The 25,652-nt window shown below is 55.0% G+C and carries 34 protein-coding genes and 7 pseudogenes; 20 read left to right on the forward strand and 21 right to left on the reverse strand.

Translation table 11 applies throughout. The features are described from left to right. The first annotated feature begins 11 nt into the window (after nucleotides 1-11). From KAR29_RS04855 to KAR29_RS04865, 3 genes are all read left to right on the forward strand, one after another. Nucleotides 12-173: a type II toxin-antitoxin system HicA family toxin gene (locus KAR29_RS04855; RefSeq protein WP_274374913.1), complete on the forward strand. Its 162-nt coding sequence runs from the start codon at nucleotides 12-14 to the stop codon at nucleotides 171-173. 97 nt (nucleotides 174-270) lie between these two features. Next, nucleotides 271-669, forward strand: coding sequence for a type II toxin-antitoxin system HicB family antitoxin (locus KAR29_RS04860; protein WP_274374502.1), 399 nt, complete (start codon nucleotides 271-273; stop codon nucleotides 667-669). A 50-nt stretch (nucleotides 670-719) separates the two neighbouring features. Continuing rightward, on the forward strand, nucleotides 720-1,268 hold the full coding sequence (locus tag KAR29_RS04865; RefSeq protein WP_274374503.1) for a hypothetical protein: 549 nt from the start codon (nucleotides 720-722) through the stop codon (nucleotides 1,266-1,268). A gap of 75 nt (nucleotides 1,269-1,343) precedes the next feature. Here KAR29_RS04865 and KAR29_RS04870 read toward each other — a convergent pair whose 3' ends face one another. The 12 genes and pseudogenes from KAR29_RS04870 to KAR29_RS04920 form a co-directional block, all read right to left on the reverse strand. After that, nucleotides 1,344-2,087 (reverse strand): DNA-methyltransferase, encoded by a 744-nt coding sequence (locus KAR29_RS04870; RefSeq protein WP_274374504.1) that lies wholly within the window; start codon nucleotides 2,085-2,087, stop codon nucleotides 1,344-1,346. Nucleotides 2,088-2,443: 356 nt separating this feature from the next. After that, on the reverse strand, nucleotides 2,444-3,022 hold the full coding sequence (locus KAR29_RS04875; protein ID WP_274374505.1) for a hypothetical protein: 579 nt from the start codon (nucleotides 3,020-3,022) through the stop codon (nucleotides 2,444-2,446). A gap of 3 nt (nucleotides 3,023-3,025) precedes the next feature. Next, nucleotides 3,026-3,883, reverse strand: a complete 858-nt coding sequence (locus KAR29_RS04880) for a hypothetical protein (RefSeq protein ID WP_274374506.1) — start codon at nucleotides 3,881-3,883, stop codon at nucleotides 3,026-3,028. 82 nt (nucleotides 3,884-3,965) lie between these two features. Continuing rightward, on the reverse strand, nucleotides 3,966-4,478 hold the full coding sequence (locus KAR29_RS04885; protein ID WP_274374507.1) for a hypothetical protein: 513 nt from the start codon (nucleotides 4,476-4,478) through the stop codon (nucleotides 3,966-3,968). A gap of 52 nt (nucleotides 4,479-4,530) precedes the next feature. After that, the gene (locus KAR29_RS04890) at nucleotides 4,531-5,454 is read right to left on the reverse strand and encodes an ATP-binding protein (RefSeq protein WP_274374508.1); all 924 of its coding nucleotides are present in this window, start codon (nucleotides 5,452-5,454) and stop codon (nucleotides 4,531-4,533) included. Nucleotides 5,455-5,950: 496 nt separating this feature from the next. Continuing rightward, nucleotides 5,951-6,187, reverse strand: a pseudogene (locus tag KAR29_RS14025) (helix-turn-helix domain-containing protein); the annotation flags it as partial. Between the two features lie 98 nt (nucleotides 6,188-6,285). Further along, on the reverse strand, nucleotides 6,286-6,474 hold the full coding sequence (locus KAR29_RS04895; protein ID WP_274374509.1) for a hypothetical protein: 189 nt from the start codon (nucleotides 6,472-6,474) through the stop codon (nucleotides 6,286-6,288). A 55-nt stretch (nucleotides 6,475-6,529) separates the two neighbouring features. Then, nucleotides 6,530-6,706 carry a hypothetical protein gene (locus KAR29_RS04900; protein ID WP_274374510.1) on the reverse strand — a complete coding sequence of 59 codons (177 nt, stop codon included), beginning with the start codon at nucleotides 6,704-6,706 and terminating at the stop codon, nucleotides 6,530-6,532. Nucleotides 6,707-6,898: 192 nt separating this feature from the next. Further along, on the reverse strand, nucleotides 6,899-7,186 hold the full coding sequence (locus KAR29_RS04905; protein ID WP_274374511.1) for a hypothetical protein: 288 nt from the start codon (nucleotides 7,184-7,186) through the stop codon (nucleotides 6,899-6,901). A gap of 11 nt (nucleotides 7,187-7,197) precedes the next feature. Then, nucleotides 7,198-7,488 (reverse strand): hypothetical protein, encoded by a 291-nt coding sequence (locus tag KAR29_RS04910; protein ID WP_274374512.1) that lies wholly within the window; start codon nucleotides 7,486-7,488, stop codon nucleotides 7,198-7,200. Between the two features lie 353 nt (nucleotides 7,489-7,841). Then, on the reverse strand, nucleotides 7,842-8,108 hold the full coding sequence (locus KAR29_RS04915; RefSeq protein WP_274374513.1) for a hypothetical protein: 267 nt from the start codon (nucleotides 8,106-8,108) through the stop codon (nucleotides 7,842-7,844). Nucleotides 8,109-8,365: 257 nt separating this feature from the next. Continuing rightward, nucleotides 8,366-8,614 carry a helix-turn-helix transcriptional regulator gene (locus KAR29_RS04920; protein ID WP_274374514.1) on the reverse strand — a complete coding sequence of 83 codons (249 nt, stop codon included), beginning with the start codon at nucleotides 8,612-8,614 and terminating at the stop codon, nucleotides 8,366-8,368. A 149-nt stretch (nucleotides 8,615-8,763) separates the two neighbouring features. Here KAR29_RS04920 and KAR29_RS04925 point away from each other — a divergent pair, with 149 nt between their 5' ends. From KAR29_RS04925 to KAR29_RS04945, 6 genes and pseudogenes are all read left to right on the forward strand, one after another. Continuing rightward, the gene (locus KAR29_RS04925) at nucleotides 8,764-9,219 is read left to right on the forward strand and encodes a helix-turn-helix domain-containing protein (protein WP_274374515.1); all 456 of its coding nucleotides are present in this window, start codon (nucleotides 8,764-8,766) and stop codon (nucleotides 9,217-9,219) included. Between the two features lie 176 nt (nucleotides 9,220-9,395). After that, nucleotides 9,396-9,602, forward strand: a complete 207-nt coding sequence (locus KAR29_RS04930; RefSeq protein ID WP_274374516.1) for a hypothetical protein — start codon at nucleotides 9,396-9,398, stop codon at nucleotides 9,600-9,602. After that, a complete protein-coding gene (locus KAR29_RS04935; RefSeq protein WP_274374517.1) occupies nucleotides 9,592-10,002 on the forward strand; it encodes a DUF2335 domain-containing protein in 411 nt (136 codons plus the stop codon). The genes KAR29_RS04930 and KAR29_RS04935 overlap by 11 nt, the downstream gene beginning before the upstream one ends. A gap of 157 nt (nucleotides 10,003-10,159) precedes the next feature. Then, nucleotides 10,160-10,321 (forward strand): annotated as a pseudogene (locus KAR29_RS14030) (helix-turn-helix domain-containing protein); the annotation flags it as partial. Nucleotides 10,322-10,330: 9 nt separating this feature from the next. Beyond that, nucleotides 10,331-10,588: a hypothetical protein gene (locus tag KAR29_RS13985; protein ID WP_326520025.1), complete on the forward strand. Its 258-nt coding sequence runs from the start codon at nucleotides 10,331-10,333 to the stop codon at nucleotides 10,586-10,588. A gap of 183 nt (nucleotides 10,589-10,771) precedes the next feature. After that, nucleotides 10,772-11,362, forward strand: coding sequence for an NYN domain-containing protein (locus tag KAR29_RS04945; protein ID WP_274374518.1), 591 nt, complete (start codon nucleotides 10,772-10,774; stop codon nucleotides 11,360-11,362). Nucleotides 11,363-11,398: 36 nt separating this feature from the next. Here KAR29_RS04945 and KAR29_RS04950 read toward each other — a convergent pair whose 3' ends face one another. Beyond that, on the reverse strand, nucleotides 11,399-11,791 hold the full coding sequence (locus KAR29_RS04950; RefSeq protein WP_274374519.1) for a helix-turn-helix transcriptional regulator: 393 nt from the start codon (nucleotides 11,789-11,791) through the stop codon (nucleotides 11,399-11,401). Between the two features lie 93 nt (nucleotides 11,792-11,884). On the opposite strand from KAR29_RS04950, the gene KAR29_RS04955 reads away from it, so the two are divergent. Continuing rightward, a complete protein-coding gene (locus KAR29_RS04955) occupies nucleotides 11,885-12,094 on the forward strand; it encodes a helix-turn-helix domain-containing protein (protein WP_274374520.1) in 210 nt (69 codons plus the stop codon). A 171-nt stretch (nucleotides 12,095-12,265) separates the two neighbouring features. Here the strand turns inward: KAR29_RS04955 and KAR29_RS14035 are convergent, their stop codons facing one another. Continuing rightward, the gene (locus KAR29_RS14035; RefSeq protein ID WP_407649542.1) at nucleotides 12,266-12,580 is read right to left on the reverse strand and encodes a helix-turn-helix domain-containing protein; all 315 of its coding nucleotides are present in this window, start codon (nucleotides 12,578-12,580) and stop codon (nucleotides 12,266-12,268) included. A gap of 153 nt (nucleotides 12,581-12,733) precedes the next feature. Between KAR29_RS14035 and KAR29_RS14040 the strand changes: the two are divergent. Further along, a pseudogene (locus tag KAR29_RS14040) lies at nucleotides 12,734-12,895 on the forward strand (helix-turn-helix transcriptional regulator); the annotation flags it as partial. A 14-nt stretch (nucleotides 12,896-12,909) separates the two neighbouring features. On the opposite strand, the gene KAR29_RS04960 reads toward KAR29_RS14040, so the two are convergent. Both KAR29_RS04960 and KAR29_RS14045 read right to left on the reverse strand, forming a co-directional pair. Continuing rightward, nucleotides 12,910-13,065: a hypothetical protein gene (locus tag KAR29_RS04960; RefSeq protein WP_274374521.1), complete on the reverse strand. Its 156-nt coding sequence runs from the start codon at nucleotides 13,063-13,065 to the stop codon at nucleotides 12,910-12,912. 366 nt (nucleotides 13,066-13,431) lie between these two features. Beyond that, nucleotides 13,432-13,575: pseudogene (locus KAR29_RS14045) on the reverse strand (helix-turn-helix domain-containing protein); the annotation flags it as partial. 311 nt (nucleotides 13,576-13,886) lie between these two features. On the opposite strand from KAR29_RS14045, the gene KAR29_RS14050 reads away from it, so the two are divergent. Then, nucleotides 13,887-14,090, forward strand: a complete 204-nt coding sequence (locus KAR29_RS14050) for a helix-turn-helix domain-containing protein (protein ID WP_407649569.1) — start codon at nucleotides 13,887-13,889, stop codon at nucleotides 14,088-14,090. A 2-nt stretch (nucleotides 14,091-14,092) separates the two neighbouring features. On the opposite strand, the gene KAR29_RS04965 is transcribed toward KAR29_RS14050, so the two are convergent. Next, complete coding sequence (locus tag KAR29_RS04965) at nucleotides 14,093-14,413, reverse strand: hypothetical protein (protein ID WP_274374522.1); 321 nt, start codon at nucleotides 14,411-14,413, stop codon at nucleotides 14,093-14,095. Nucleotides 14,414-14,561: 148 nt separating this feature from the next. On the opposite strand from KAR29_RS04965, the gene KAR29_RS04970 reads away from it, so the two are divergent. From KAR29_RS04970 to KAR29_RS04980, 3 genes are read left to right on the forward strand one after another with little or no spacing between them, the layout of a single operon-like run. Next, nucleotides 14,562-15,473: a hypothetical protein gene (locus tag KAR29_RS04970; RefSeq protein WP_274374523.1), complete on the forward strand. Its 912-nt coding sequence runs from the start codon at nucleotides 14,562-14,564 to the stop codon at nucleotides 15,471-15,473. A 14-nt stretch (nucleotides 15,474-15,487) separates the two neighbouring features. Then, nucleotides 15,488-15,664, forward strand: coding sequence for a hypothetical protein (locus KAR29_RS04975; RefSeq protein WP_274374524.1), 177 nt, complete (start codon nucleotides 15,488-15,490; stop codon nucleotides 15,662-15,664). Continuing rightward, nucleotides 15,645-16,037, forward strand: coding sequence for a type II toxin-antitoxin system death-on-curing family toxin (locus tag KAR29_RS04980; protein WP_274374525.1), 393 nt, complete (start codon nucleotides 15,645-15,647; stop codon nucleotides 16,035-16,037). The genes KAR29_RS04975 and KAR29_RS04980 overlap by 20 nt, the downstream gene beginning before the upstream one ends. Before the next feature lie 102 nt (nucleotides 16,038-16,139). Here KAR29_RS04980 and KAR29_RS14055 read toward each other — a convergent pair. Together KAR29_RS14055 and istA are read right to left on the reverse strand one after the other, a co-directional pair. Continuing rightward, nucleotides 16,140-16,666, reverse strand: a pseudogene (locus tag KAR29_RS14055) (ATP-binding protein). 77 nt (nucleotides 16,667-16,743) lie between these two features. Continuing rightward, on the reverse strand, nucleotides 16,744-18,072 hold the full coding sequence (gene istA / locus KAR29_RS04985) for an IS21 family transposase (protein WP_274374526.1): 1,329 nt from the start codon (nucleotides 18,070-18,072) through the stop codon (nucleotides 16,744-16,746). Nucleotides 18,073-18,714: 642 nt separating this feature from the next. Here istA and KAR29_RS04990 point away from each other — a divergent pair. From KAR29_RS04990 to KAR29_RS05010, 5 genes and pseudogenes are all read left to right on the forward strand, one after another. Then, the gene (locus KAR29_RS04990) at nucleotides 18,715-19,212 is read left to right on the forward strand and encodes an ImmA/IrrE family metallo-endopeptidase (RefSeq protein ID WP_274374527.1); all 498 of its coding nucleotides are present in this window, start codon (nucleotides 18,715-18,717) and stop codon (nucleotides 19,210-19,212) included. Further along, entirely contained in the window at nucleotides 19,193-19,801 is a 609-nt protein-coding gene (locus KAR29_RS04995) for a hypothetical protein (RefSeq protein WP_274374528.1), read from the forward strand. The genes KAR29_RS04990 and KAR29_RS04995 overlap by 20 nt, the downstream gene beginning before the upstream one ends. Nucleotides 19,802-19,943: 142 nt before the next feature. Next, nucleotides 19,944-20,696: pseudogene (locus tag KAR29_RS05000) on the forward strand (IS5 family transposase); the annotation flags it as partial. Nucleotides 20,697-20,789: 93 nt separating this feature from the next. Next, a pseudogene (locus tag KAR29_RS05005) lies at nucleotides 20,790-21,920 on the forward strand (IS3 family transposase). 52 nt (nucleotides 21,921-21,972) lie between these two features. Next, on the forward strand, nucleotides 21,973-23,208 hold the full coding sequence (locus KAR29_RS05010; RefSeq protein ID WP_274374529.1) for a DUF2326 domain-containing protein: 1,236 nt from the start codon (nucleotides 21,973-21,975) through the stop codon (nucleotides 23,206-23,208). 327 nt (nucleotides 23,209-23,535) lie between these two features. Here the strand turns inward: KAR29_RS05010 and KAR29_RS05015 are convergent, their stop codons facing one another. Then, a complete protein-coding gene (locus tag KAR29_RS05015; protein WP_274374530.1) occupies nucleotides 23,536-23,685 on the reverse strand; it encodes a hypothetical protein in 150 nt (49 codons plus the stop codon). A gap of 742 nt (nucleotides 23,686-24,427) precedes the next feature. Continuing rightward, nucleotides 24,428-25,099 (reverse strand): class I SAM-dependent methyltransferase, encoded by a 672-nt coding sequence (locus KAR29_RS05020; protein WP_274374531.1) that lies wholly within the window; start codon nucleotides 25,097-25,099, stop codon nucleotides 24,428-24,430. Nucleotides 25,100-25,652: the final 553 nt, after the last annotated feature.

Consider the following 25,652-nt stretch of genomic DNA (forward strand, 5'->3'; position numbering starts at 1 on the left):
CAAGAGAAATAATCAAGATGCTGAAAAAGGACGGCTGGGAGCTGTGTCGAACGGAAGGCTCGCACCATCACTTCGTCCACCCGACAAAGAAGGGCCTCGTCACCGTCCCTCACCCCAAAAAAGACCTGACAACCAAGACGGCGAAAAGCATCCTCAAGCAAGCGGGGCTATAACGCCCTACAGAAACCCCGGATAGACTGCACGATGCTCATCGCACTTACGGAAACGGATATTCTTTTATATTTTTGCGGATAAAAAGGAGGAATCTCCATGGCAAACAAAAAAAAGCCGGATAGGTACATCTACCCGGCGATCTTTTCCTTTGACGACGACGGCGTTTCCGTCGAATTCTCCGATCTGCCCGGCTGTCTGACCTGCGGAGCCACTCAGGAAGAGGCCTTGGTTATGGCACAGGACGCCTTGCGCGGCCACTTGGCCTGTCTGGAAGAGCGTGGGGAAAAACTTCCCGATCCCGGAGACATGAGAGAAATCGCCCTCGAGCCCGGGCAAGTCCTGGTCGCGGTAGAAGCCTGGATGCTTCCCCTGAGGACAAAGACCATCCGAAAAAACCTGACCATCCCCGCCTACCTTGCGGAAGCGGCCGAGAAATCGGGCATCAATTTCTCTCAGACCCTATCCGATGCCCTTCAGGAGAGATTGGGCTTGTAATGAAAGGTTCGCCTCTGTCTTGATTCGAACCTTTCATTACAGAATACTTAATGGGAGCGATCAACTTGGCAAATTCAATCAATCAAAATGAGAAATTTATTGAATTTATTATTTTATCTATCCAACTTATAGCTATCGTTTTTCAAACACTTCTTTTATATAAACAAATAAATTTATCCCGAAAAATTGCATTTTTACCAACTAGAGAAAAATCATTTTTCAATCTAATTAAATCCATTGATGATTTTGATAAATTTTTAAATATATTGACAAGTCAGGATTTAAGTGAAAGAGATTTTTATAAAAAAGGTTTAAATGCTATTTGGGGTCTTTCTGACGCATGCACGAACACATCCCTATTTTTAGGCAAAGAAATAAAAAATACGCTAAAAGAATGGTGCGTTGATGGAAATTCCAAGAAATTATTTGTTGAAGTTATAATTAAAAACTTAATTGATATTTCAAATGGATTTTCACGCTTCAACAGCAATGGGGCTCCCAGAGATCTAGCCGGAGAAATCTACGACACTGCTATTTCTCTTCAACGGGAACTGAGATGCACCAAAGAGAAATCCATCAGTTTGTTTCTGAAAATATAGAGACGGCTCCTCCCTCCGGCGGAGCCGTCTCTATTGTCAAATGCCCTCTATCCCTTACCTTCTCCCGACGCGCCCTCAAGCCGCCCCAAAGTTACGCCCTGCTTCGATCAACCTCCCACGCGCCACTTCCGCATACCCCCGATCCATCTCAATCCCCAGGAAATCGCGCCCTTCAAGATAGGCAGCCAGACACGTCGTGCCGCTCCCGGCGAAAGGATCGAGTATCAACCCACCAGGCGGAGCCACCCGGACCAGCTGACGCATCAGCTCCGTAGGTTTGCCCGTGAGGTGAAACTTATCCTTCTGCCTCACCGGCACTCTCATGCAGCCAGGCCAAGGACCGCGAGCATCCGTAGGAGACAGCGCCCCCCGGCTACCCCAAACGACATACTCGCACTGGTGGCGGAAATACCCCTTATGAGGCGGCCTGGCCGCTTCCGTCTTGTCCCAGGCGATCACGCCACGCCAGATACAGCCTCCGGCCTGCAAGGCATCCGTGGCCATAGGAAGTTGGCGCCAGTCCGAAAACATGAGAAAATAGCCCCCCTCTTTCAGAGTCCTCAGGCATTGGCCGATCCAGAGGGAACACCAGTATCCCCACGAGCGTTGATCGCGATTGTCCCCCTGAAAGGTAGGGCGCTGCAGTCTCTGGCTGCTCTGCTGGTATTTTTTCACCGGATCGGCCTGACGGGATCCGGAAGTCATCCCTCCGGAAGAATAGGGAGGATCCGTGATCACCGCATCGGCGATTCCGTCGGGAAGTGACGGAAGAATCGAGAGGCAATCGCCCTCGACAAGAACATTGCGCTTCGTTTCCAAAATGGGATCGCTCCTCGGATAAAAATCAGGATCCTTCGACGCGCGGAGGGCTTCGGATCTTCTCCGAAGCCCTCCGCATAACGTCTTTTAGGTCGGGGGGAGAGCCCCCCGTTGGATCCCGTGTCGGCGTCCGACCTGCACAGCCTCCGCCCGGGTTATCCTGCGAAATCCCACATTACAATTGTAAAGCCTTTCGGCACGCCAACAATACGGCTAACGATACGGACATCGATCCGGCAAGCGATACGGTTATCGTCAACAGCTTTTTTCTCCAAAGGAAAACTACGGGAGGCATCGCGATACACGAAATCAAGAATAAATCCACTAAGAATAGTTTTTTAATTTTATTGATCTTTTTAGATTTCGAATTCGCCTCGTTTTTTAAGAAAAACAAAAAAATCAAGCACATACATCTGATGAACCATTTTCATGATTTGCCATGTATTGCGAATAGAAAGGCTTGTCAACCCATAAAGCAAAGCTCTGAATATTATAGACACCTTTTCTGCATATTCATATGATCCCAACCTAAGCCCCAAAGAACTAAAAAAACCAATCCCGGCAAGTCCCCAAAAACAAATAGTCATAATAGAAATAAATAACGCAAGTAAATAGCAAAAAGAATATTCAAACACTCCACCAGCTTTAAATCTTTCGATATGTTGAATATTTTCCGAACTGATCATAGCCTGTATAGTTCCTGACCAAGCGCAGGAAACCCCTATCAATATTCCAGATAGCGGAAATAAAATCTTTTCCGCAGCTTCAAGACTTGAAATCGGAACTATCCATGCAATAAACATACCAAAAATAAAATGCATAAATAAAAATTTATTTAATATTCTTCTGTAGCCAGGAGTAAGTTCGCTTATCCCATGAAAGAACCACTTCCAAAAATATAGAAGCTCTAAAATTAAATAATTATTTTGATTCAATTATCAATCACCTCTATTTCCATGTCTTATATTTTCATATACTCCATTTATTACCTCGATAACATCTTGTGGGTTTCCTTCTATATCACCTATAGACGTAGTAACCTTAACAGTCGATCCTTGCGTAAAATATGTACGAGCTTTCGTTTCACCTGGCATCTCCGCTCTAATTGTTGCAGTATCTCCAGAAGAAACCGTCGCTCTAGTTAATTTAGGAAGAAAATCTTTTTTTAGTCCATTTTTACTTGAAAAAAATATTTTATTATCATAAGAATCAATATTTTCTGACATTATTGCAAGATTTTTCCGAGCATCTTCCTCATCCCATGGGTTAGGTCTAGAAAATGTCATGGTAAATTTTGTTATTCTTTTTGCCTCTTCAATCACTTGCAGAAATGTCTTAGGATTTTCTATAACGCCACCATCTACAATTATTCCTGATTTTTTCACAATGTCAGAGCTCGAAATAGTTTTTAAGAGCTTATTAAATAAATCATCATTTTTCCCAAACCTTGAATTATCCTGTATCCCGCATATGCCAAGATCAAGATTCAAGAAACAATAAATATATTCGCTTGATTCATCATTTATAGACACAAAATCTCCATTTTCTAATTTTCCTTCTTTTTTAGGTCCAGTTTTTCCAAAACAGAAACGAATTGATTTTTTATCTATGAAAAATAAATTAGCAACTCTCCATTCAATATCACCTCGAAAAACACAAACTGGCCTGCTTCTTATTGCCATCGATAATAATTCGGATCTACCTTTTGCCTGCAATTGGGCTCCATCGAAATCCAAAATTCCCTGAGAGCTAAAATACATTTTAATTCTACCAAGAAACAAGTCGATATTTTTCATGTCGTCCTCCTAGTGAAAATATTGCATCACCAAGGAGATTATAGCTCATTTAATAATTTCGCTCCAGCTTACCTTGGGCGTTCTAAATACCTCCCAAAAGCACCCAATCTTCAGCCGGCGCCAGGAGGGCGGCTCTTGCGATCGCCCACGGCACTTCCTTTCTTCGGCGAAGGACCGTCTCCTCCGACACTCCGAATTTCCGCGCCACCCGTTGCAGCTGCGGTTCGTGAAGCCTGCTGTGATCCCGGAGGGAATCCACCCAGAGAACATGGTGGGTAAAAATTCCCCAATCTTTGGGGAAAGCCCTCATGTACTCCCTGGCCACGATGATGATCTGACTCCATCCTCCCCCCGACGCCAGAATCGTTTCCATCTCGTCAGCCTTGAGCACGAGGGACTCCTGGGGTCCATGACCGGAAGGCGACGAATCGACGCGAGCGACATCGTCTCCTCCCTGCCCCTCGAAACCGGAAAGGATCTCCATCAAGTCCTCCGTCGACGGCGGCGGAACATCCCCGGCGATGATCCGGAGACCCATCGGATGGCATCGGATCACGAAATCGATCACGTCGGCCAGGCGCCGGACCTTATCCATCGTTCCACCTCCTCGGACGCTCTTGCCCGACCTCGGGCCTCTCCGGCGGGAATCACCGATTCTCCAGCCTTCGGTCGGGACCGGTCACGGGAATCCAGCGACAGAGTTCCGCCAGCCGGGAAACGATCCGCCTGCCCATGACACCGCCGTAGTGACCGGCGATCTCCTCGGGCCCCACGAGATTCGTCGTGGCGAAAACGAGCTTCCGGCCCCGCATCCTGCGGTCCAGTATCCGAAAAACCCGCTCCCCCACCCACTCGAACCGGGTCGACTCGGCCCCCAGATCATCCAGAACGGAGATATCGGCCTCGGCCACCACGTCGGCGGGATCGGGCCCTTTCCTCTGATCGAACCACTTCTTCGAGGCATCGATCAGATCCGGCAGGGAGACGAAAACGGCGTTGAACCCGGCCTCCAGAGCCACGCGGGCCAGAGCCGCCTCGAGATGGCTCTTGCCCACTCCGGGCGGCCCCATGAGCAGCAGACCCTTTCCCGAAAGATCTCCGGCCCGGATCCGCATTCCCGACTCGATGGCCGCCAGACGGGCGGCTTCGGTGCCCTCGGTTTTCCTGAAGCCGCCGATGGACCGGTCCTCCAGATTCTCCGGAAGCCCGGCGGATCGCAGCAGAGCTCTCGTGCGCCTCTCCGCGTAAAGCCTCACGGCCTTCCCGCAGGGGCCGTAGGTGAGATAGATCCGCCCGAGGGACGCATCGATCCTCGGCGCGAGCCCCCGAGAGGGACAGACCGCAGGCCCCGGGCACTCCCGGCAACGCCTCGTCTCCCTGTCGAACTCCGCCAGAGCCCGGGCGTCGCAAGGCTCAGGGTTTCGAACCAGCTCCGCCGTCCTCGCCAGGAAAGGCTCCAGGTCCTGTTCCCGCGACCGGGGCGACACCTTTCCGCTGATCGTCCCACCAGCTCCGATACTGGTCCGGAAGCGCTCCACGGCCGCCGCCGCCGTCATCACCGTTTCGGGCATATCCGCATCCTCCCTTCGCCGTCTTCGGATTCCGGGACACCTGATACCGGAGGCTTTCCAACAGATATTCCGCCGTGAGCTCCGCCAACGGCCTCCTCCGCCGCCGGAATCTTTCCTCGGCCGTCAGCAGCTCTTTCTGCACTCTCGCCGGAGTGTGGGCCCGCTCCAGGGCCCGGAAGGCCGAGACCTCTCCGGGCGAAAGCCCCTCACTCCCCCGCTTGAGCATCAGAAGCTCCGCCGTGGAGCGCATGGCCTCCGGAACATCGTCGGCTCCGCAGGAGAGATCCTCCCCGGTTCCGTCCGACGGCCCGGGAGCGGCAGCTCCCTCCGAAGGAGTAGGTTCCATATCGTTAGTGGCTATAGTTCTGGCGGCACCGTGTGCCGCCCCCCCGGCAGCTCCTGCCGCCCCGCCCCGGCACGCGGTGCCGCCCCCCCGTAGGGCGTAGACGGACGTGAGCCCCTGGGCGGATCGATCCGTCCGGGCCACATACCCCCTATCCTCGAGAATCCGCAACGACTCCCTCGCCTTTCTCGGGGAGCAGCCCGCCCTTCTGGCCAGAGACAGCATGGACGGGAAACAGCTCCTTCCCTCCACGGACGAAAAGGAACAGAGCGCGGCATAAACCGCCTTATCGAAGGCGGAAAGGCTCTCATCCGTCATGATGGAAATATCCAGGAAGCAGAACCAGAAATTGCGTTGGTCCTGGACTTCAAAAGCCGTCTGCCGATCCATCGGACACCCCCCTGAAACCCTCTTTCGTCAGCAACGGAAAACGCCCGCGGATCCGGACTCGGGAGAAATCCGGGTCCGGATCCACCTCCTGGAAGCTCTCAATTCCACCTTGCCAAAAGCTCCCTGGCCCGCCGTACATCGCCCTCCAAAAGGTCGAGGTAGACCGAAAACCCGTCGGGCACGGCACCGACGCGGAAGTTGAACTCCGCCACGCAGAACTCGGCGGTAACGATGAGATCGCTGAAAACCCGCCGACGCATCTCGTCCATTGCGACGTCCGATTTCATGATGGCCCCCGCTTTCCTGGTAGAGTCTCCGACGGGAGTTGCAGCTCCCGACACATCACTGCCCGAGCAACCTCTCGGCCCGTCGGGCGGCACGGTACAGCGCCTCATAGGACCAGGCGATCTCCATGGCCTCCTCCATGGAGGCCGACCCCTGACAGCCGATCGCGTTGTTGTACCGATTAAAAGCCTTCACCACGGTCTCGAGGGCCTCGCGCGCTTCGACGTCATTCATCGCCGGCGCCTCCCTGTGGTAAAATAGTGCGGGAGCGGCAACTCCCGCCTGAGCTTTGCCCATGCCCGCCGTCCTGGCGGGCCTTCTTTTTCAAATCGCACCGTTGCGGGATGGAAACAACCTCCCGAAACCTACTGATCCATCGCGGCCCCCGAGGGCGCTCGTCGAGGAGCGCCTGCATCTTTCGGATGTTCATGCCCTCAACTTCATCCCCTTTCCCTTGAATGCCCATAGGGCTATATGCCCCCCATTCCAGAGTTCGTTGCACCCCTCCAGCCACTCAAGCGCCGCTTCGGTGTCGAGGAATCCAATGACATCCTCGACCTCCGCCGAGGGATCACGGAGGACCACCGCCACCAGCGGCCAGTCCTCCGGCTCCGGCACCGGCTCCAGCCGGGCCAGAAGGCGCTGAAAAAACGACGGCCGCCGGTACGGCCCGCGCACGGCGCCGGTTTCGATCAATCGTTCAATCCGCACCATTGCCGCCCTCCTCAAATCGCACCGTTGCGGGATTGAAACAACCAACGGTACTTTTTCACCTTCTCGTTGGGGTCAAGGACCTCGAACGGGCAAGGGGTCTCTTTCATTCGTCGCCCCAGCGTCGACCGACTGATCCCGTACTTTTCGCAGAACACCCTTGCCGGGAGCCATGGATTCTCTTCGCCCGACAGCATCTGGTTCCGGGCAATCATGTCCAGCAGCCGGTCCACTTTCGCGTTCAGCTCGGCGATTTGCCTGGGCGTCGTCTCATCGACGACGAAAACGGTCTGCCCTGGCGTCATTGCGTCTACCTCCTTGATCGTTGAAATTGAAGGTCTGCAGATCCTTCACACCTTCCGCCCTTTCCATGGCCTCTCTGATCAGCCGCCTCAGCAGACATCCGCAACTCAAGCCTCGCCTCGATGCCTCTGAGGCGAGCCAGTCATACTCGCCCTCGGTCAGCCGCACCGAAAAAGCACGACTGAGCCTCGATGCAGTTCTACCCATCCGCCTCACCGCCTGGATTTCGCCATACTGTTGTGATACATTGGGGGACAATTAAAGGGGGGATCGAAAATGAGATCTCCAAATATCGCCACCACATTCACGTTCAAAAATTCGAGCTTCGTCTTTGAAGTCTACGCCTTCAGGAAAGTCACTCAAAAAGAAGGTCTCTTGGCCCTTTCTCAATGGATGAAGCAGTACAAGCACAAGACGATTCCTCGTCGCGGAAAGGGTAAAGCGATAACCATATTTGGCTTTGATGAATAAGCAGCTCCGCCAGCAACAAAGCTTCTCCGGGATTAATGAACGTGATCGATTTTCGACCGAAGAGACCCATCGTTACGATTCCGGTCTCTTCGTCCTGAAACAGATCGAAGCGCAAGTGCTTCGAAGGACTTTCTTCGGGTACTTCTGACATTCATTCACCTCCCATATTCGAATCGAACCGTTGCGGGATTGAAACTTGAAACTTATTGAAAACGATTGTCAAGGTGCCCTTCCCTCAGCTCAGAGCCTCGTCCAGTACGTGTCTCAGCCGCTGGCAGTGCTCCCGCCTGAGTGGGTCGTCGATCCGGCCGTTGTCCGTCAAGTCGAAAACCGTCTCCAGATCGACCAGAACCGGCGTACTCGCGTCGAGGGCCTCCCGGAACCGCCGGGCCTCCTCGACGTGCGGGTTCAGTTGCCCCCCGGCCCCCGATCGGCCGGGGGGGTCGTAGGGTTTCCGTAGATCAGCAAATAAAGCTCCCCGTTTGGAAGCCCAAGCGCGGCCTCAAGAGCCGCGAGATTCTTGGCGTCTGTCGGGGAATATTTCTCATTTTCCCAATCACAAACCGTTGTTCGGGTACACCCGATTTTTTGAGCCAACTCACCTTGGGTCATGCCGATGTCGCGCCTCGCCTTTCTTATTACGTCTCCGCACCCCATCCCCTCACCTCCTTTTATTCTGGTCTACTTGGATTTTATGGCCAACCCCCCACTAAAGTCAAGTCAACTTTTACAAGTAGGTTGCGTTGACTTTTCTTGACTATTCTTGTTCCGGAAAGTAGGGTTTACTTGAAATGGGGGGAAGCGCCATGATCACCGGCGAAGAAATCCGGCGGTTACGCAAGGAGAAGAAATGGACACAGCAGGACTTGGCCAATGAGGTCGGCGTTGCAAAAACCACCGTTCTGGACTGGGAGAAAAACCGATATTCCCCAGAGGGCAAGAACGTGAACAATTTGGCCCGCGCCCTCAACGTCTCCATCGCCTACCTCATGGGCGAGACCGACGAGCCCCGGCCCGTCTCCCCTGCCGCCGGGCCACCCCAAAAACCGGCCTCCGGAGACTTCAACCCGACCGGGCTTCAGGAGAAGCTGCTCGAATTTCTGGCCGCCGTTCACGACAGAGGCAAAACCTCACCTGATTTTCTGGATCTCATCCGCCAGGTGAATGCTCTGAGCGAAGACGAAAAGCAGCTCCTGCTCCTCTGGCGCTCCCTGTCCCCGGAAAAACAGGAAACGGCGCTGCGCCTGCTGAAGGCCCTGTGAGCCTCAAGATTCAAATCGCACCGTTGCGGTGTGGAAACGCAATCCCTTGACATCTTTCCCGAGCCTTGTAGAATTTGATCGTCCCATATCGTTCGTTTACGCCCCCAGAGGATGAAGGCAGCCCCTTCGGCAGTTTGGTTCTCTGGGGTTTTCCCTTCACGAAAGGAGGAGACACCATGAGCCCCAGCGATTTCCTCTTCGCGACACCGAGCTTCTTGCGCGGCATGGCTTCGGTGCTTGACATGGGCGATACCCTTTCCGTCTTCAACACCACGGACACTCTCAACGACGCCGATTCTCGGGCAACGGCTGCCGATTGGCAGGCTGTCGGCCAGGATATCCGTAAGGCCTTGAAGGAATACCAAGCAACGCATGCCCTCTAACCGCTCCCGATCCCTTCTCCAGGCAAAAACCACTCGCATCGTACGCACCGAGGCCTATGAAGGGCCTCTTCCGTCGCCCGAAATTCTCGCTCGCTACAATGAAGTATGCCCGGGAGCAGCGGAGAGAATCCTGGTCATGGCGGAGAACCAAGCCCGACACCGGCAGGGACTGGAGGCGGAGGTTATCCGTTCGCGAACCAGAGACAGCCGGTGCGGAATTTTCTGTGGCCTTGCCATCGGCATCAGCAGCATCGTCTGTGGCACAGCTGCCGTGATCTGGGGCCATTCCTGGGCCGGGACCTTTATTGGCACCGGCGGAGTGGCGGGTCTTGTCGGTGTCTTCATCCACGGAACAAATTCCAGCCGCGCCGAGCGCGAAGCAAAAGCTTCCCAAAACTGACATCACCGCTTCCACCCCGTCTCTTTCAACCCGCATCGTTTCCGTGTAGAACCAGCCTGCGCACCAGCCCCGCCAGTTCCTCCCCCTCCGGTTTGCCCTTGCTCATCTCGCCACCAAACGGTAGCATTCCCCTATGAGCAAACAAACGGTCTTCTCTATGCGGTTGAAAGAATTGAGGGAGTTGCGAGGATTTGAACGGCCAGAACTGGCCTCAATTGCCGGTTTCTCTGCTGAAACTATTGCGAGATACGAGCGCGGAGAGCGAGAACCCAAGGCAAGCGATATTCAGGCTCTCGCCCGCATCCTCAACACCACTGCAGCCTACCTCATGGGCGAGACCGACGACCCCCGGCCGAGAACCCGCGAAGAGAGCTTCGAGATCCAGGCCCCCGTCGAGACGGACATGATCGTCGCAAAGCGATCCCCGATCCAGGCGGCTCCCGATGAGATCGAGCTCGTAGTCCGCCGAGGCGGACATCGCTACGCCACGACCATCCCCCTCGAGAGCGCCACGGAAGAGACGGTCCGCATCGCCATGAACTACCTGCGGAGCCTGGCGGAGCGAGACGGCCCCGACGGAGTATGACTTCAACTCGCACCGCCGAGGGATTGAAACTATTAAAAATATTGACAGGCAATCGTTTTGTGGTACCCTGGATATGCGCACGCGGGCAGGTGTTGGCGTGCGAGATTGGTTTAATCCCCCCGAGGATGGAGGCAGCCCCTCCGGCATCTAGTCCTTGGGGGGTTTTGTTTGGGAGGGATCCGCGTGCAGGAGCCGCAGACCAAACGCCTTCACGTCTTCTTCGATTGCCAGAACCTCTTTCATGCCTGCCGAAAAGCCTGGGACTACGATTGCCCCAACTTCGATCCGCTCAAACTTTCCCGATTCCTCTCCAAAATGCATCCCGATTGGACACTGAAGAAGGTTCACGTTTACACGGGCATTCATGATTCGAAGGTCAATCCCAGACTTCACTCGTTTTGGACCAACAAGTTGGCGCTCCTGAACCAATCCCCCCAAGTAGAGATCATCACCCGTCCCCTGAGATACACTTCATGCGATGGAATAAAAGTGGCTCGCGAAAAAGGCATTGATGTGCGTATCGCCTTGGACCTCGTTCGCCTGGCTCGTACCAATGAGTTCGACGTGGCGGCCCTCTTCAGCCAGGACAACGATTTCCGCGAAGTCTCCGACGAAATCCGCGCCATAGCCAGGGAGTTCGACCGCTGGATCAAGATCGCCTCCGCATTCCCCGGTGTTCCGAATGCGAAAGGGATCGACCGCACGGACTGGATCCCCGTCCCGAAGGAAGACTACGACCGCTGCATCGATCCGAACGACTACTCCGCGCCATAAACCGCCATTTCGGTTTTCAAGGTCCGCCTTCCCTGTCTACTCCGCCAAATTCCTGATCAGCCCAACCAGCTCCGCGCCCTCCGGCGTGTCGGGGCTCCCGTCCTGGAGGTCCAGTGCCGCCGTCACCACCCGGTGCGGTTCGGACATGAACCGGCACAGCTTCGGGATCGCCTCCACATTCACGCCATGCTTCCGAGACGTGATATCATCGTCTTCGCCATCGTCTTCCCGCAGTTGCCGCTGCGGTTGAAACAAGTCCCGAACGTTGCCGTTCAACAGCTCAGCGATGGAGATGGCCGTCTCCACGTTGGGTTTCGTTGTGCCCGCCTCGATGTTCTGGTAGTTGCGGACACTGATTCCGATTGCCTGTGCCACCTGCTCCTGTGTCATCCGGCACGAGTTGCGCGCTTGTACGAGTTCTTTTCTCATGGATCACCATCCTCTTGTTGTGGCACGCATTATTTAGCGTGTCAAGGGGACTCTATCACGTATTATTTAGCGTGTCAAGTGAGGTGCATCTGAATGTTCTCTGAGCGCCTGAAGTCTCTTCGTAAGGCTCGTGGTGTTACTCAAAAAGCCCTTGCCGCCTCCTTGGGGCTCTCTGAACGCCACTACCAGGGCATTGAGTACGGAGAAACAAAGCCTGGATTCGACAACCTCATCGCCCTCGCGGACTACTTCGACGTGTCCCTCGACTACCTGGTTGGGCGATCGGACAACCCCGGGCGATAGCCCTGCCAGATCCTTCCGCCTTCCCTGTCTACTCCGCCAAATTCCTGATCAGCCCAACCAGCTCCGCGCCCTCCGGCGTGTCGGGGCTCCCGTCCTGGAGGTCCAGTGCCGCCGTCACCACCCGGTGCGGTTCGGACATGAACCGGCACAGCTTCGGGATCGCCTCCACATTCAAATCGCACCGTTGCGGGATTGAAACTCCGTCTCGACCGTCTCCTTGCCCCCCGGCCCCCGATCGGCCGGGGGGGGCGTAGGGTTTCCGTCGACAAAAATCATCTTGTAGAGTGCACCTGCCGTAAGCCCCAGCGCCCCTTCCAGACGAGCGAGGTTCTGCCCGTCGGTGGGAGCATATTTCTCGGATTCCCAGTCATAAATTGCCGACCTGGAGACTCCGACTTTTTCAGCCAACGCAACTTGACTAAGTCCTGTCGCTTGCCTGGCTTCCCGAATTACTGCTCCGAATCCCATTGGAACACCTCCTTGCATAGCAAACTAGTCAATACACTCAGCATGGTAGGATTATTTCCGCGGATTGTCAAGCACACTAAGCGGAATTGCATAGTTGACTAATGTTGACTATTGCCAAGTGAGACGTAGACTTTACTTGACACGAATGCTGAGGCGGGGGGTAAAAGGCGAGTGATTTCTGGTGGCGAGATAAAAGCTCTTAGAAAAAGTCGAGGGTTGTCACAGCAAGAACTCGCCGACGCGACAGGGGTCTCCAGGTCTGCGGTTTATCTTTGGGAATCGGGGACCCACCCGCCGGTGGGGAAAAATCTCCAAGCCCTCGCCCGCGCCCTCAACGTCTCGACCGCCTACCTCATGGGCGAGACCGACGAGCCCCGGCCGAGAAACCGCGAAGAGAGCTTCGAGATCCAGGCCCCGTCGAGACGGACATGATCGTCGCAAAGCGATCCCCGATCCAGGCGGCTCCCGATGAGATCGAGCTCGTAGTCCGCCGAGGCGGACATCGCTACGCCACGACCATCCCTCGAGAGCGCCACGGAAGAGACGGTCCGCATCGCCATGAACTACCTGGGAGCCTGGCGGAGCGAGACGGCCCCGACGGAGTATGACTTCAACTCGCACCGCCGAGGGATTGAAACCTCTTCCCTTGTGGTTTGCCTTTCGATTGTCAAGGTGCCCTTCCCTCAGCTCCCTCAGCTCAGAGCCTCGTCCAGTACGTTTCTCAGCCTCTGGCAGTGCTCCCGCCTTGCCGGGTCGTCCGATGCGGCCGTTGTTGGCCAGGTCGAAAACGGTGTCGAGTGCCGCGAGAATCGGCCCGCTTTCGTCGAGGGCTTCCCGGAACCGCCGGGCCTCCTCGACGTGCGGATTGTTCAGTTGCCCCCGGCCCCCGATCGGCGGGGGGTCGTAGGGTTTCCGTCAAGAATCTCCTCTACAGAAACGGACAGGATTTCCGCGAGTCTTTTAACGTCGGACGCTCTGGGCTCCCGAAGCCCTGCCTCATACCTGGCGATGGTCCGAGAGGAAAGACACTCAGTCTAGCCAATTCTCCCTGGCTTAATTCGGCTGCTTCTCTAAACGCTCTGAGTCGCTCCATGCTCATCACCTCCCCTCCAGACCAACTGGTCTTGGATGTCATCATAGAAGACCGAAAGGTCTTTGTCAATGGGTTTTGCCCCAACAAAAGACCAAACAGTCTTTCGCAATAAGACCGATTTGGACATTGCCACCCGGCAGACCAATCGGTACCATTTAGATATGGACACTGGAGAGCGCATCGCACAGCTACGAAAGCGCGCATGACTCAAGAAGCCCTTGCCCAAAAAAGCTGGGGGTTAATGTTCGTTCGATCAGTCGATGGGAAACTAACGAACGGTCCGTTCCCAGTGACAAACTGGCGGATCTCGCCGATGTCTTGGGAACAAGCACGGATTACCTACTGTGCAAGACCGACGAGCCCCGGCCCGTCTCCCCTGCCACGCTCGACGCAAAAAAAAAAGCCGGCCTCCGAAGAGACCGGCGATCTTGCTGAACTCACCTTGCCGTCGGGCCGGATGATCCAGAGTCACCCAGGACCAGCTTGACGCCTATCGGGCTTGGGACCGAAAACGAAACCTTGATACCACCGTCGCCATTGCGGCCACTCTGGGCATCCCCCTTTCCGACCTCGTCCCAGCTGGCCAGATCGACAAGTGCCCGACCGAGACCCACCGGAACCTTGTCGGACTCCTGAAGGCATTGGCAGTGGCCGATCCACAGAATGTCCGCTTCGCCGCCCGGGGCGGCATCCGCATCGAGGACGTCCCCGAAAAACGACGCCAAGCTGATGCTGGAGGCCATCCTTTCCTCGGCCAATCTGGCCGTCGACCTCCTGGCCAAGGGAAAGGGGCAACAGAAGGACATAACGATTGGCACTGAGAAAAAACCGATCGGCAGAGACGGGTAGACACGCCCCAGAGGATGCTTTAGAGTCGAATCACACCGTAAACAGGGGGGATGATCCTTGAGCTCAGCCAACTTCACCATCACCTTCGAAGGCTTCGCCTTGGAGAATCACGAGATGGACATCCGAGCCCTTGCCCCTGCCTTGTTGGCGGTCAACAACCTTATCGAAGAAGCCAGCGATATTCTAAACGACAAGCATTGCCGAGTAACGGTAAATGTCAAGGCAGGGTTTAAGACAGGCTCTTTCGGTGTGGATCTTTCTATCGGCCAGATAGTTACAAATGCGATATCATTTTTAAATTCCGAATCCGTCATTGCAGCTGTAACACTTTGTGGTTTATTGGGACTTACTGTCAATTGTGGTAAAGGTCTTGTTCCAGTAGTCAAATGGCTTCGCGAGCGCTCTATTCGACTCATCAGAAACAATGGGGATGGAACGGCCACCATCACTACCGAAGACGGCGACTCAGAAGTGATTGACGAACGAATCGTCAGACTTCTGGAAGACCTAGAAATCCGACAAGCGCTGGAGAAAGCCATAAAAGTCCCCCTTGAGGAAGAGGGAATCGAAAGGATCCGCTTTGAAAGCGACAAGGGGGAATCTGCAACCATATCCAAGTCAGAAGCCCCTTATTTCAGAGCGCCAACTTTCGAGGGCAATGTTTTACTTGACAGCACAAAGGAAATCTACCTAAAACCCCTGTCCATTTCTTTTTTAGAGGGAAATAAATGGAGATTTTCTGATGGAGCACAAACCTTCTTTGCCACAATCCGCGACGAAGTTTTTGTTGGCGGAATTCAGCAGGGTGAAATTTCTTTTTCTAAAGGCGATTTACTAAAGGTCCTGCTCCGAACAATACAACGAGAAGATGTTGCTGGCTTTAAAACCGAGCACGAGGTACTGGAAGTCATTGAACACAAAAAAACAGGTAGACAACTTCGCTTCCCCATTGACGACGGAAAATCTTGAAAGAAGGCTTACGCATGAGAGAAACAGAAAAAAATAACTCCAATAATATTCAGTGCAAGAACGTTGTGGTCTCCATTGCCGGGAAGGGCACTTCCGTCAAGAGAGTTTGCCTTCCCGAGAAACGTCGGCACACAATGGAGGCAATCATCAACAAACGCAAATCTGCTCTCGATGTCCTCGCCAAATATTGAGTGGCTGACAGAAGACGACATCTGGGAGGCAATCTCGACTCTTCAGGCCAAGTACCGGGAAGACCCCATTTGTGTCATCAATCCCGGCCCTATTGAGTATGTCCTTAACTTGGAAAGCCTTTCGTACTTTTACGACGATGATCCCCTTCTCATAGCGGCAACCAAAATCCGAACAATCATCAAGGGACATCCGTTGCTTGATGGCAACAAGCGTTTGGGTATGGTTGTCGGAACCTATTTTCTGGACATAAATGGCTTCAATCTGATTGCGTCGGACGATAGCTTCGCCAGCATCGCCATCAGCTTGGCCAGCGGAGAAGCGAACATGGAAGATCTTATCGAATGGATCAAGGTCAACTCTTTGGCCAAATAAACTCCGAACCTGCTTGCTGCAGCAAAACCATTGCCTCGGTGTTTTCGTCAATCGAAAAGGCACCCATCATGATCCTGTAAAAGGAGCCCACCCCTACTGCCGTCAGGCGTTCAGTTCTTTGGTGCTGCGCTGAGCGAATCGATAGGATTCCCCCTTGAAGACGAAGATGTGAGCGTGATGGGTCAGGCGGTCCAGGAGCGCCTCGGTCAGGGTGGCGTCGCCGAAGACTTCAGGCCAGCGGCTGAACTCCAGGTTCGTGGTGATGCAGACGCTCTTCCGTTCGTACCGATCCGCGAAGAATTGGAAGAGAGGTGCTCCGCCGGACCCAGTCCCAGGTAGCCCAGTTCGTCGACGATCACCAGGTCGTACCGGTCGTAGCTTTTGAGGAGCTTGGGAAGCCGGTGTTCGTCCTGGGCGAGGAGCAGTTCCTGGGCCAGGGTCAGGGCGGTGGTGAAGCGGACCGAACATCCCGCCGCGACGCAGCACGCCGCGAGGCCGATGGCGATGTGGGTCTTGCCTGTGCCCGAGCTGCCCAGGAGGACCAGGTTTTCCCCCGTCCGACGAAGCCTCCGTCGGCGAGGGAGAGAAGCTTGTCCTTCGGGAGGAGGGAAGCCGGAGGAAGTCGTAATCCGAGAGGGACCGGGCGTAGGGGAGTCTGGCCGATTTCAGAAGGTTCCTGAGCCGCTTCTCCCGGCGGGAGGCGCTTTCAGCCTCCAGGCTCTCGCGGAGGTAGTCCCCGGGGGACATGTCGGCGCCGCCATGCCGGTAATAGCTCAGGACGCCGGGAAGCCTGAGGTCCCGGCAGAGGCGTTCGACGGCCATGTCCCGGATCTCCGCGTTCATCAGGCCACCTCTTCTTCGAGCAGAGCGTCGTAGCGTCCCGGATCGGGGCGGGAAGGGGCAGTTCCGCGAGGGAGTCCGGAACGGCGACAGTGAGACTGGCCGAAGGCGTTTTGTTGAGAAGCAGCTGGCGAACCGTCTCCGCCGTAACCCTCTTCAGGGCCAGGGCCTCTTCGAGGGCTTGCGTCAGGGCCTCGTGGGAATGGTCCCGGTGGAGCTGGAGGATGGCACAGAGTTCCCTGTAACCCGAATGGGCGCACAGGAGCGTCCGGGCCTTCTGCCAGGGCTCCTCCAGATCCCGCACGACCGCCGCATTTCGGACGGCCCCGGGTTTCGCCCGCAGCAGCGGCAGGTAGTGGACAAGTTCCATGGAGGCCTTACCCTTCCCGGAGAGGCGGCGATGATTCGCCAGAACCTTTCCTCGGCTGGAGACACGGACACGGTCCCAGGTGACGGAGAGGTCGACGGCCTCTTTCTCGTGCCCTACCGGGACCGAGTAGACGTTGCCCTCGAACCGGACCAGGGAGGTCCGGCTCACCACCGACACGGTGGTGAGGGCACAGGGATGAGGTATCTCCGGAAGAGGCATAAGCCGTAGGGCTTCTTCTTCGAAAGAGGCTGCGCGCCTCTGCCGTTCCCTCCCGCACCAGTCGGCCAGGACGGAATTGAGATCGTCCAGTGTCGCCAGGTCCGGCACGGGAACCAGGGCGTTCCTCCGCACATAGCCCACCAGGTTCTCCACGGAACCCTTCTCGTTGCCGCTTCGGACGTTGCAGAAAGAACTGTCGAAGAGGTAATGGCCCCGGAGGGCCGAAAAGTGCCGGTTCTCTTCCCGGTTCGGCCCCGGGAGGACCTTGGTCACCGCCGACTTGAGGTTGTCGTAGACGCATTCCCTGGGTACCCCGCCGAAGGACTCGAAGGCACGTCGATGTCCCGCCATGAAGGCCTCCAGCCCGTCGTCGGGAAAGGCGTACACGAAGGGAGCACCGCTGTGGCGAAGGCGCATGCAGAAAAGGTAAATCCTCCGTTCCTCCCCTCCGATGCGGACCAGAGCCTCGCCCCAGTCCACCTGGGCCTGCTCGCCCGGATATGCCGTCAGGGGAACGAACCCCTTCTCCGGGGTGATCTCGCTCTTCAGGTCCGACACGACCTTGCGGATGTTGGACTCGCTCCCACTGAAACCGTGCTCCGCCACCAAACGGTCGTAGACGCGCTTGGCGGTATGGCGCTGTTTCCCGGGGCGTTTCGATCCTCCCGGAGCCAGGTCCGGATGATCTCCAGGTAGGGACCCGTCACCGGTCTGGGACGGGGAGCTTTCAGCCTGTAAGCGGGGATCTCCGAGTCCCTCAGCATTCTGCGGACCGTCTTCCGGCATATTCCCGTCTGCCTGGTGATCTTCCTGATGGACCAGCCTTCCCTGAAGTGCTGTTTGCGGATATATTCTTTGTCGACCATCCCGTGCATCTCCTCTCGTCCTCCCCGCGAAGCGGAATCGCCGTTCCTTTCGCAGGATGATAAGGGAACGGGTACGGGGTGGTCACCTTTTTCAGGATCGATTACCTCTCGGGTGGGACCCTTTTAGGTTAGCGAAAACACCTCGGGGAGAGAACCTGCTTTATCCTGCTGGTAGCATGTCGCTGATCTACTCCTCCCGAAGATGTCGAGAAGCACCCCCGACGCAAAGCCCGAAGGGGGTTGTTTTTTGGACATAACCCGATAAGATTCAGCCCCTCGAAACCTTCTTGCCAACCCGAGGAGAACGTCATGGATAGTCAGACCATTAACCCCGCCTTCCAGTGTATATTGCTGACTAAAAGACAGTGCTGGAGGCGACGCAATGACAAAAGATCCTCGAAAGCTGGCTGCCGACCTCGTGGCAAGGCTCGGTTTTCGCCACCCGCCGGTGATGGTCCGCAAGGCATGCAGGGCCTTGCGGATTCCGGTGAAGATTCTCCCCCTCGACCGGGACGGCTACTCCGTCGATGTCGGCGGTCACCCCTTCATCTTCCTTTCTTCGCGCCTTTCACGAGAACGCCTTCGTTGGACGGCCGCCCACGAGCTGGGGCACGTCCTCCTCGGCCATGGGCCCATGATGGCCGCCGATGGAACAGGACCCCTGGAACGTCCGGCTCATGTCTTCGCCGAGGAGCTGCTCATGCCGTCGGCTTTCATCGATGAAGCGATCGGGCATTTCCGGAGCCGCTGCATGCGTTTCGCCCCGGAGGACCTGGCTCCCCGCTTCGGGGTGTCGCTGGAAGCGATGAGGATCCGGCTGGAGACAAAAAAGAACGACCAACATCGAAAGGAGACAAAAAATGGACAGCAATCGAGATGAAGCTCTAATTTGGTGGGAAAAGACAGTTGAATATCAATTTGTAATTGAAATATTGACCAAAATAAACGAAGGAGCTGCCTTTGCCCCTCTTGACGGGAACCAAGAATCTGCAGGAGACCTTTTGCTCAATGCTAATAATAAATTTTTTATAATAGAATTCAAAAAAGACAATAGTGAAGATGCAAAACGAAGAGAAAAAGATAAGTACACTGACTTTCAAGATGCAATGGACACTTTAAAACCAGGTAGCAATGGCCACTATGTTGTCTTTGGTGAACTTATTAATAATAAATTGGTATTAAAATATAATAATTACTGGTTATTCTTGTCTGGAGATGAAAATAAAAATCCAGATAAGGAACTAAATATATTAGATGAAAATTTTCTAAAGACTAGCGACTTATTAGAATTTTATCTTTTGACCTACGCAGATATGCTTATGAAAAATAAAAGCTCAGGCTCTAGCTCATCAGAAAGCCTAAAAACCGTTGTAATGATTTGTTCGGACGACAAGATCAAGCAAGTTGCCAATTTAGATGATATTGTAGAAATAATTCGCCAAATAGAACAAGAAGGACCAGTTAGATAGCTCCAGTTTTAATCCAAAGACATATTCTAAGGAACCTCTGAAAAAAGCGCCTTTCATGAAGTCGCATCAGCGATGATGTAATTGGTAGAATAGAGCTGTAGCGCCGATGTCCTCATCCCCTTTTCAAGGAGTGCGAGACGAAATGGAGCGACAGAAAACCCTTGCCGACGCCCAGACCTTCGAGAGATACAGGAAGCCTACCCGGCGGGAGAAGTTCCTCTCCGAAATGGAGGCTGTGGTCCCCTGGAAGGATCTCTGCGCGCTCATCGCTCCCTTCTATCCCAAGGCCGAACGAGGTCGTCCACCGGTTGGATTGGAGCGGATGCTCCGAATCCACTTTCTCCAGTGCTGGTTCAACCTCAGCGACCCGGCAGCGGAAGAAGCCCTCTACGACATGGAATCGATGAGGCGCTTCGTCGGCATCGACCTCGGGAACGAGCCTGTCCCCGACGAGACGACCATCTGCAAGTTTCGCCACCTTCTCGAAGCGCACGACCTGGGGAAACGGATCTTCCGTGAGGTCGATGCTCACCTGCAATCGAAAGGACTGCGTCTTGCCGAGGGAACCATCATGGACGCCACCATCATCGCCGCGCCCTCGTCGACGAAGAACAAGGAGAAGAAGCGAGACCCCGACATGCATCAGGTAAAGAAAGGGAACCAGTACTACTTCGGCATGAAGGTCCACATCGGGGTGGACAAAGACAGCAAGCTGGTCCACAGCCTCGCGACCACGGCGGCGAATGTCCACGACTCCCGGATGGTCGGAGACCTTCTCCACGGAGCGGAAAAGGGAGTCTGGGGCGATTCGGCCTACATAGGCAAGACGGAGACGATCCGGGAAAAGGCACCCGATGCCGTCGACAACACCAACAAAAGAGGGTCACGGAACAGGAAACTGTATAGTGGACCCCGAAAACTGGACCACGAGCTAAGTTGCAGTTGAAGTCGGGCTGTATCATAGGGTCCCAGAAAGAGAGGGGACATCATGGCAGCCAAGCGACAGAGGCGTTCAGCGGAGTTCAAAAGCAAAGTAGCCTTCGCTGCCCTGAAAGGGATAAGACCCTGGCTCAATTGTCGGGTGAGTTCGAGGTTTCCGCCGTCCAGATCGGTCAGTGGAAGAAGCAGCTTCTGCAAGGGGGTCCGGAGATCTTTCAACGCAAAGGCACTCCGATGGATGTCGAGACGTTGATGGCCCCCCTCTACCAGGAGATCGGTCGGCTCAAGATGGAGCTCGACTGGCTCAAAAAAAAATCAGGCGCTGACGCTTGAGGGAAAGCGGACCTCCATCGATCCCGAGCACCCTTCGATCAGTGTTCGTCGGCAATGTGACCTCCTTGATCTTAACCGGTCCAGCTTCTACTACGCGAGCTCTTCCGCGACGGAGACGGCGGAGAACCTTGAAATCATGGAGCTCATCGACGGCCGGTACACCTGCGCCCCCTCTTACGGGAGCCGCCGGATGACGGCCTGGCTGCGTCGACAGGGACAGGACGTGAACCGCAAACGGATCGGACGGCTGATGAGGCTTATGGGGCTCGAAGGGATTGGCCCCAAACCGGGAACCAGCAAGCCTCACCCCGAACATGAGATTTATCCCTACCTGCTCCGGAACGCCGTCATCGTCAGACCGAATCAGGTCTGGAGCACCGATGTCACCTACCTCCCGATGAGTGGCGGTTTCATGTACCTCGCGGCCGTCATCGATTGGCACAGCCGCTTCGTCCTCTCCTGGGAACTTTCCAACACCCTGGACGCAGAGTTCTGCGTCGTCGCCCTCGACAGGGCCCTTCGGCAGGGAACGCCGGAGATCTTCAACACCGACCAGGGCTGTCAGTTCACCAGTAAGGCCTTTCTGTCTCTGCTCAAGGAAAAGGAGATCCGGATCAGCATGGACGGTCGTGGCAGGGCCCTCGACAACATCTTCGTGGAACGCTTCTGGCGGACCCTCAAGTATGAGTGGCTCTACTTGAACGACTATGAGCGGGTCCGCGATCTCCGCTGCGGCCTGCGGGAGTATATGGACTTCTACAACGACGAAAGGCTTCACTCCTCACTGAACTACAGGACACCGCGGGAGGTTCACTTTGCCGACCGGGAGGGACCGATGGCGGTCTGACTTTAACTAACTTCGGGCCTCAAATGGTCTTGACAATGGGGTCCACCATAATTTGCTCGGTTTTGACGCTAACCTGATCGAGAGTCACTACAAAAAAGAGCAAGAGCTTGCACAAATGCAGAATGCAATAAAGACCATTGAGAAGGATATGAATGGTTCTTTTGAGGATGTCAGCAAGATTGAGGGCATTCTGTTACTCAAACAGAAGGATGCGGAGAAGAAACAAGGGTTACTTGATGCCTTCGATTTTCGCCTCCCTGACAAGGATCAAACCAAACGGTTGGTTGAGGAAGTTAATGAGCGCATTGCGTCCCTCAACGCCGAACGCTACTCGCTCAGTCAGAACCGCAAGAAAGTGCTCGCTTCCCTACAAGAAGGCCAAATTTTGTTTAATCCCGACGAGGCTCAGCAACTGTTCAAGGAAGCTGGCATTTTTTTTGAAGGCCAGATCAAGAAGGATTTTCAACAGTTAATCGCATTCAATCGAGCAATCACTGAAGAGCGCCGCGGCTATCTACGAGAGGAACTCGCTGAGATTGACACTAAACTGAAGCGTGTCAATGACGAGCTGAACACCCTGGGGGAAAAACGCTCAACGACGCTCTCATTCCTAAGTGAAACTGATACTTTCATCAAGTACAAGCAACTCTCAGATGAAATAATTTCTCTGCGTGCTGACATCGCTTCCCTGGAAAAGCAGCGTAACCACCTACACAGATTGCAGAATTTACGGGCAGAAATACGGCCTCTCACTGAGGAACGAAACAACCTTCAAACAGAGATTGAGGCAGATGTGGATAAACAGAACTCCGACAAGGACAGCCTATTCTCAACGATCCGTGTCTTCTTCAGCGAGATCGTCGAGGCAGTCATCGACCGCAAGGCATTATTGAGTGTCGCATCAAACCAAGCCGGTCACCTGGAGCTTAAGGCCGAAATCCTTGACGGGGCCGGCAACGCAACTGACGCAGATTTTGGGCATACTTATCGCAAGCTCCTCTGTGTAGCCTTCGACTTGGCAGTGCTTCGAGCACATCTGAACGACAGATTTCCTCGCTTTGTCTACCATGATGGCGTTCTCGAATCTTTAGATGATCGAAAGAAAGAGAATTTGCTTGCGATCATCCGCCAATATGCGGGGCTTGGATTACAGCCAATCATCACGTTGATTGATTCAGATTTACCATCCCGCTCACACAAAGAAACTTTATTTGCTGAAGACGAATTAATTTTGACCTTGCATGACAAAGGGAACCAAGGGCGATTGTTCAAAATGGATTCATGGTAAGAAGTCGTTTTAAAATAGGCCACTTTTCCTAGTGTTGTCAGCAATCATCCGGCCTATTTCTACCTTTCGGCAAACCACGACTTATAGGATATCGACGCTTTTTATCGTATAACAAACCGGATAACAGACATCGATCCCATAGCTCTAAATGCCCGCCAAAACTAGCTTCATCAGATTAATTTAGTGTCTGTGTCGCCCACCAGTAAATGCAAAGGGGTTACGGCCTTCCGGCCGTAGCCCCTTTTATTTCTCAATATCCGTAGAGCATCAAGGACATCACCCGTCCCGACTTCGGCAACGCCGTCCCCCTCACCCACCTTCCGCACCTCAAGTCTCATCTGGGAATGATTTTGATCGGATCAATCGATCTTCGCAGTCTCCCTGCCTGTAGAGGCTCCAGTCAAAACTCGGGGCTTCGATGATCGCATCGGCCTTCTCGCCGACGCGGCTCTGATCGCCCAGACGGATGAGCGCCATTGGGGCTGAAGGGACGTCTTGAGGTGGACGGAGGCCATCTAGGCGGGCTGTTAGAGGAATCGGAAAAGCCCTGCTCGACGGTGTTCTGGTTCTTGTCGGCCCTCAGAATCTTCCCCATCTTGTACAGGGTCGGGTTGTTCTCCAGGCGAGGGGCGAGGATGGGCGTCGCTTCCTGGCGACACGTTCTTTCGTGGAGATCTTCCCTGGCCGTTCCGATTCCGACAAGGGCTTTCCAGGCGAGCTTGGAGACGAAGATGGTCCCTGTTTTTTCTTCGAGGAACTCGCCGGCACGGCGAACACAGCCTGAGAGTTCCAGCCTTTGTCGGAGAGTACTCGAAAGCACCGTTTCCGACAGGGGCATTCCGTCCTGCCGCACGGTCAGGCCTATATTGATCTGTTTCAGGTCGGGGCCACGATCCTTGGAGTGACCGCAGGCGAGACGGAAGCCCTCTTCCGGTCGATCCGTGCCGGATTCAGGGCGACGGAGCTCCCTCGGGGCAACAGACGTAAGGGTCGGGGCATGTCGGGTATCTGTGAGCTCTTCATCACGACCGTATGGGGCAAACGGCGCAGAAAATCATGAGAATCCCTTCGCCCGAATGAAAGTCGCTCTAGGGTCGCAGGAGAGGAACGCAGGTTGCATGTGCCCCTGGCGGGAGGGCTGCCCGGGACGGAAGATCGGCGATTGAAGCCCCTGAAGAGAGGGCGGCCTTAAGGCCGCCCTCTCTTCAGGATTGAGCCGCTATTTCTCGACTATCAGGAAGAGGCTGGACTCGTCGACCTCCTCGACGCGATAGCCGTACCCCGTTCGCTCTCCGAAGCGTTCCAGGTCGCCGCCGTCGAAGGTAACCGCCCTGAAACCGTCCTTGCAGACGATGACGCCGTCTTTCGTCCTCTCCTCGTCGATTTCCCCGAGCAACCCCTTGCCGGCCTGCTCCCGAAACCAGGCCACCCGCCATTCCCAGAACCTGGGGCTATAGGTGCTGAAATAGGCCTTCCCCCCGACGGTGAGAGAGCGCAGACACCTCCGGACGAGATCGAAGGGGTCTCCCTTGATGGCGGACAGTCCGTTCTGAAGGCACAAGACCCTGTCGAACTCCTCTTTGAAGTCGAGGACATTGGCGTCCATGACGTGCAGACGGAGATTCGGGATCTCTTTCGACCATTCCCGCCCGAATCCCACCGACTCCTCGGAGATATCCACTCCGACGAGAGCGCGCGCGTGGGAGGCCAGTTCTTTCAGAATCCGCCCGTATCCCGCCCCAACCTCCAGAACCCTCTCCCGTCCCCGGAGCCCCTTCCGCACGAAGTCGATTTCCGCCTCAAGGTACTGCCGGACCCGGGGGATTTCCGTCTGATACACCTGGTACAGCTTTCCGGAATGCAGCTTTTCTGCGTAATAGTTCTCCTCCACGACGCCTCCCCCTTGCCTATCGTGCCGATGAACGGCGGACCGGGCGTCAGCTCCGGATCGTCGATGACGGCATCGTAGCGGAAATTCCCATCCTTGACCACCTGGAGATGGAGCGGTTTCACGACCTCACGCCCGGTGGTGAAACTCTTTATGACGCCCGTCATTCCGTCGGAATCCCCCGTTGCGGCGATGGCGTCGCGGATCTTTTGCGGTTCGAGGTCCCCGGCCGTCCGGATAAGGCGTCGTAGGCGGAGGCGCCGACCATACAGGTCTCGACGGTGTATCCCTCCTTATCGGGAGTGGCGGTTTTCTCCTGCCGTTCCATGTCGGCAGTCCGTCTTCCGACGAGCTCAACGTCCGCGTCTTCCCCGGGAGCGACACCTCGTCCGGAAGCCCCGCGATTCCTAAAAGGCCGAGACAACAACAGGAAGCGAGGAACGTTTTACTCCCTGCGAAGAAAGGTTGCGGTTTTGTCCGAGCAGCAGAGGCAGAACCGCCCTCGGCTCCATCCCGTCAGAAAGGTTCCCTGAAGAGGCACACCGCTTCTCTCCGT

The sequence above is a fragment of the Aminithiophilus ramosus genome, from assembly GCF_018069705.1.
GTDB lineage: Bacteria > Synergistota > Synergistia > Synergistales > Aminithiophilaceae > Aminithiophilus > Aminithiophilus ramosus.

Bases quoted from the DNA above. Each gene is read 5' to 3' on its own strand.
- KAR29_RS14035 (WP_407649542.1), bottom strand. From the start codon at position 12,580: ATGCAAGGAGGTGTTCCAATGGGATTCGGAGCAGTAATTCGGGAAGCC.
- KAR29_RS04955 (WP_274374520.1), top strand. From the start codon at position 11,885: ATGTTCTCTGAGCGCCTGAAGTCTCTTCGTAAGGCTCGTGGTGTTACT.
- KAR29_RS05015 (WP_274374530.1), bottom strand. From the start codon at position 23,685: ATGGCGCTCATCCGTCTGGGCGATCAGAGCCGCGTCGGCGAGAAGGCC.
- KAR29_RS04890 (WP_274374508.1), bottom strand. From the start codon at position 5,454: ATGCCCGAAACGGTGATGACGGCGGCGGCGGCCGTGGAGCGCTTCCGG.
- KAR29_RS13985 (WP_326520025.1), top strand. From the start codon at position 10,331: ATGGGCGAGACCGACGACCCCCGGCCGAGAACCCGCGAAGAGAGCTTC.
- KAR29_RS04905 (WP_274374511.1), bottom strand. From the start codon at position 7,186: ATGGTGCGGATTGAACGATTGATCGAAACCGGCGCCGTGCGCGGGCCG.
- KAR29_RS04980 (WP_274374525.1), top strand. From the start codon at position 15,645: ATGTCCTCGCCAAATATTGAGTGGCTGACAGAAGACGACATCTGGGAG.
- KAR29_RS04975 (WP_274374524.1), top strand. From the start codon at position 15,488: ATGAGAGAAACAGAAAAAAATAACTCCAATAATATTCAGTGCAAGAAC.
- KAR29_RS04865 (WP_274374503.1), top strand. From the start codon at position 720: ATGGGAGCGATCAACTTGGCAAATTCAATCAATCAAAATGAGAAATTT.
- KAR29_RS04990 (WP_274374527.1), top strand. From the start codon at position 18,715: ATGACAAAAGATCCTCGAAAGCTGGCTGCCGACCTCGTGGCAAGGCTC.
- KAR29_RS04950 (WP_274374519.1), bottom strand. From the start codon at position 11,791: ATGAGAAAAGAACTCGTACAAGCGCGCAACTCGTGCCGGATGACACAG.
- KAR29_RS04995 (WP_274374528.1), top strand. From the start codon at position 19,193: ATGGACAGCAATCGAGATGAAGCTCTAATTTGGTGGGAAAAGACAGTT.
- KAR29_RS04960 (WP_274374521.1), bottom strand. From the start codon at position 13,065: ATGTCCGCCTCGGCGGACTACGAGCTCGATCTCATCGGGAGCCGCCTG.
- KAR29_RS04860 (WP_274374502.1), top strand. From the start codon at position 271: ATGGCAAACAAAAAAAAGCCGGATAGGTACATCTACCCGGCGATCTTT.
- KAR29_RS04880 (WP_274374506.1), bottom strand. From the start codon at position 3,883: ATGAAAAATATCGACTTGTTTCTTGGTAGAATTAAAATGTATTTTAGC.
- KAR29_RS04925 (WP_274374515.1), top strand. From the start codon at position 8,764: ATGATCACCGGCGAAGAAATCCGGCGGTTACGCAAGGAGAAGAAATGG.
- KAR29_RS04910 (WP_274374512.1), bottom strand. From the start codon at position 7,488: ATGACGCCAGGGCAGACCGTTTTCGTCGTCGATGAGACGACGCCCAGG.
- KAR29_RS04935 (WP_274374517.1), top strand. From the start codon at position 9,592: ATGCCCTCTAACCGCTCCCGATCCCTTCTCCAGGCAAAAACCACTCGC.
- KAR29_RS04915 (WP_274374513.1), bottom strand. From the start codon at position 8,108: ATGTCAGAAGTACCCGAAGAAAGTCCTTCGAAGCACTTGCGCTTCGAT.
- KAR29_RS04930 (WP_274374516.1), top strand. From the start codon at position 9,396: ATGAGCCCCAGCGATTTCCTCTTCGCGACACCGAGCTTCTTGCGCGGC.
- KAR29_RS04885 (WP_274374507.1), bottom strand. From the start codon at position 4,478: ATGGATAAGGTCCGGCGCCTGGCCGACGTGATCGATTTCGTGATCCGA.
- KAR29_RS04895 (WP_274374509.1), bottom strand. From the start codon at position 6,474: ATGAAATCGGACGTCGCAATGGACGAGATGCGTCGGCGGGTTTTCAGC.
- KAR29_RS04900 (WP_274374510.1), bottom strand. From the start codon at position 6,706: ATGAATGACGTCGAAGCGCGCGAGGCCCTCGAGACCGTGGTGAAGGCT.
- KAR29_RS04920 (WP_274374514.1), bottom strand. From the start codon at position 8,614: ATGGGGTGCGGAGACGTAATAAGAAAGGCGAGGCGCGACATCGGCATG.